Annotated in this window: 2 protein-coding genes; one reads left to right on the top strand and one right to left on the bottom strand. The window is 71.1% G+C overall.

Features of this window, described 5'->3' with window-relative positions; translation table 11 throughout:
• Window positions 1-153: 153 nt before the first annotated feature.
• Complete coding sequence (locus tag BZL64_RS33375; RefSeq protein WP_086772842.1) at window positions 154-1,206, top strand: glycosyltransferase family 2 protein; 1,053 nt, start codon at window positions 154-156, stop codon at window positions 1,204-1,206.
• 28 nt (window positions 1,207-1,234) lie between these two features.
• Here the strand turns inward: BZL64_RS33375 and BZL64_RS33370 are convergent.
• The coding region (locus BZL64_RS33370; RefSeq protein ID WP_425276099.1) for an LCP family protein at window positions 1,235-2,932 on the bottom strand (1,698 nt) is incomplete at its 5' end.

Genomic DNA, 2,932 nt, shown 5'->3' with positions numbered 1-2,932 from the left:
GGGTGGGGGACAAGCGGGTCACCTCCGGGCGACGGCCGTACGAGGCGTACGAGGGGAGCCGTGAGCACCGTAGGCCGACCGGAACCGCCGCCCGTCGCAGGGCACCCGGCGGCGCGCACCGGTGTCCCCCGTTCGCGGTAACGTGATGTCCCTATGAACGCGAAGTCCGACGTGCAGCTCCCCGCCGTGTCCGTCATCATGCCCGTCCTCAACGAGGAGCGGCATCTGCGCGGAGCGGTCCAGGCGATCCTCGCGCAGGAGTACGCAGGCGAGATGGAGGTCGTCATCGCCATCGGTCCGTCCACGGACCGTACGGACGAGATCGCCGCCGAACTCGTACGCGACGACCCCCGCGTGCACACCGTCCCGAACCCCACCGGCCGTACGCCCGCCGCGCTCAACGCCGCGATCAAGGCCTCGCGCCATCCGGTCGTCGTCCGCGTCGACGGGCACGGCATGCTCTCGCCGAACTACATCGCCACCGCCGTGCGGCTCCTGGAGGAGACCGGCGCGCAGAACGTCGGCGGCATCATGCACGCCGAGGGCGAGAACGACTGGGAGCACGCGGTCGCCGCCGCGATGACCTCGAAGATCGGCGTCGGGAACGCCGCCTTCCACACCGGGGGACAGGCCGGCCCCGCCGAGACCGTGTACCTCGGGGTGTTCCGGCGCGAGGCGCTGGAGCGACAGGGCGGCTACAACGAGGAGTTCATCCGCGCCCAGGACTGGGAGCTGAACTTCCGCATCCGTGAGGCAGGCGGGCTGATCTGGTTCTCGCCGGAGCTGAAGGTGTCGTACCGCCCGCGGCCCAGCGTCAAGGCGCTCGCCAAGCAGTACAAGGACTACGGCCGCTGGCGGCACGTCGTCGCCCGTTACCACGAGGGCTCCATCAACCTGCGCTACCTCGCCCCGCCGGCCGCCGTCTGCGCGATCGCGGCGGGGATCGTGGTCGGCGCGGCCCTCACCCCTCTCGGCTTCGTCATCCCGGGCGGCTACCTCGCGGCGATCGCGCTGGGCTCGCTGCCGGCCGGCAAGGGCCTGCCGCCGAAGGCCCGCCTCCAGATCCCCGTGGCCCTCGCCACCATGCACATGTCGTGGGGCTTCGGCTTCCTGACCAGCCCCAGGTCGCTGGCCAGGAAGGTCATCGCGTCCCGCCGCCCGGCGGTCCTCAGTCCGCAGGCTCGCACCGAGCAACTGAGCGACTGAGCACCCCGAGACGGCGCACGGGCCCGGCCTACCAGCTGTAGGCCGGGTCCACGTGCATGCACTGGCTGGTGTCGGCGGCGTTCATCGTCTCCGCCGAGGTGGGCGTCCTGTCGTCCTGCACCGGCGCCTTGTACGCCGTGCCCGACCGCCAGTCCGCGCCCACGAGGAGCGTGACCCCGGAGACGTCGGTGGACTGCTTCACCTGGCCGGCCGGAACGCCCAGGGCCTTCGCGACCCGCAGGGCGTCCGCCTGGAGGTCGGCGCTCGGGTAGCGGATCACCGTCGTCTTCTCGGTGGTGGCCGGCGAGGCGTCCGCCTTGGCATCGGTGAAGCCCTTGCCGACCAGCACCTCCGTCACCGCTGAGGCCCGTCCGCGCGCCGCGCCCAGGCTGTCGGTGTACGTCCCGTTGCGCACCTGTACGGCGATGTCCTGGTCCGCGGCGGCGGCGTCCGTGACCGTCGGGGACGGGCTCGCGGTGGCCTTCGCGGCGTCCTTGCCGTCCAGGGCGATGTCCTCGCGCACCAGCCGGAACAGCTTCCCGGCATCCTCGGTGGGCACCACCCGGCCGGTCTGGACGGTGTCGTACCGGTTGGGCATCGTCGTCATGGTGATGCGCTCGGTGGGCACCTTCTGCAGCTCGGTCGCCAGGTCGTACATCTTCTTGATGCTGTCCAGGCCGTCGTCGACCGTGATCGCCCGCGTGGCCGCCTCGGCGAGCTTGCGCAGCCCGTTGGGGTTGGTCAGCTTCGCCTCCGAGCGCAGCTGACGGACCATCGAGTTCATGTACATGTGCTGCGCCTTGGCACGCGCCAGGTCGGTGTCGTCCTCGAAGCCGTAGCGGGTGCGCAGCCACTGGAGGGCCTGCTCGCCCTTGATGTCGTGGGTGCCCTCCGCCAGTTTCAGGCCCGAGCCCTTGCCGGTGCGGGTGTGCGAGTGGACGTTGGCGTCCACGCACACCGGGACGCCGCCGATCGCGTCCGCCATCGACACCACACCCCCGAAGTCGATCATCATGAAGTGATCGATGTGGATGTCGGTGAGCTTCTCCCAGGTGGCCACCGTGCAGCCCGGACCGCCGCGCCCCAGCGAGGAGTTGGTGATCTCGCGGGTGAGCGAGCGGAACACCTCGCCGGTGTCGGGGTCCGTGCACTTGGGAATGTCGAGCAGGGTGTCGCGCGGCATGCTCACCACCGACATGTTGCTGCGGTCCGCGGAGACGTGCAGCAGCATCTGGACATCGGCGAGCGGCGTGCCGTTGAAGGTGTCCCTGGCCCCGCCGAGCTTCTGGTTCTCCACGGTGTCCCGCGCGTCCGAACCGATCAGCAGGATGTTCAGCGCCTTCTGACCGGCCTCGTTGGCCTTGGTCTCGGCCGCCCGGTCCTTGGCGTCGCCCAGGTTCAGCTTGTCGCTCTTGATGTTGGCGTTGAGATGCTCGTAGTAGAGGTATCCGGCACCCGCGCCGCCCACTATCACCAACGCGAGCAGGGTCGCCGACCAGCGCAGCACCCGCCGTCGCCGCCGTCTTCGGTCCGTGCCGCGGCCGGCTCTGCGACCACCGCCGCTCCCGCCCGCGCCACCGTCCTCGGCCACGTCTTCGGCCACCCCGGCTCCGGCGCCCTCGCTCGCGCCGCCGTCCTCGGCCGTCGCGTCGTCGTCCGCCGCCGTGGACGTGCTGTCCGCGACGCCCCCGGCCCCGGGAACCGCTCCCCGTACCGTGCTCCGCCC

Origin of the sequence: Streptomyces bobili, assembly GCF_002154575.1 — a bacterium.
Taxonomy (GTDB): domain Bacteria; phylum Actinomycetota; class Actinomycetes; order Streptomycetales; family Streptomycetaceae; genus Streptomyces; species Streptomyces bobili.
This window is presented reverse-complemented; position numbering and strand designations above follow the sequence as displayed.

Excerpts from the sequence above, each read along its gene's own strand:
- BZL64_RS33375 (WP_086772842.1), top strand. The coding sequence starts at position 154 with ATGAACGCGAAGTCCGACGTGCAGCTCCCCGCCGTGTCCGTCATCATG.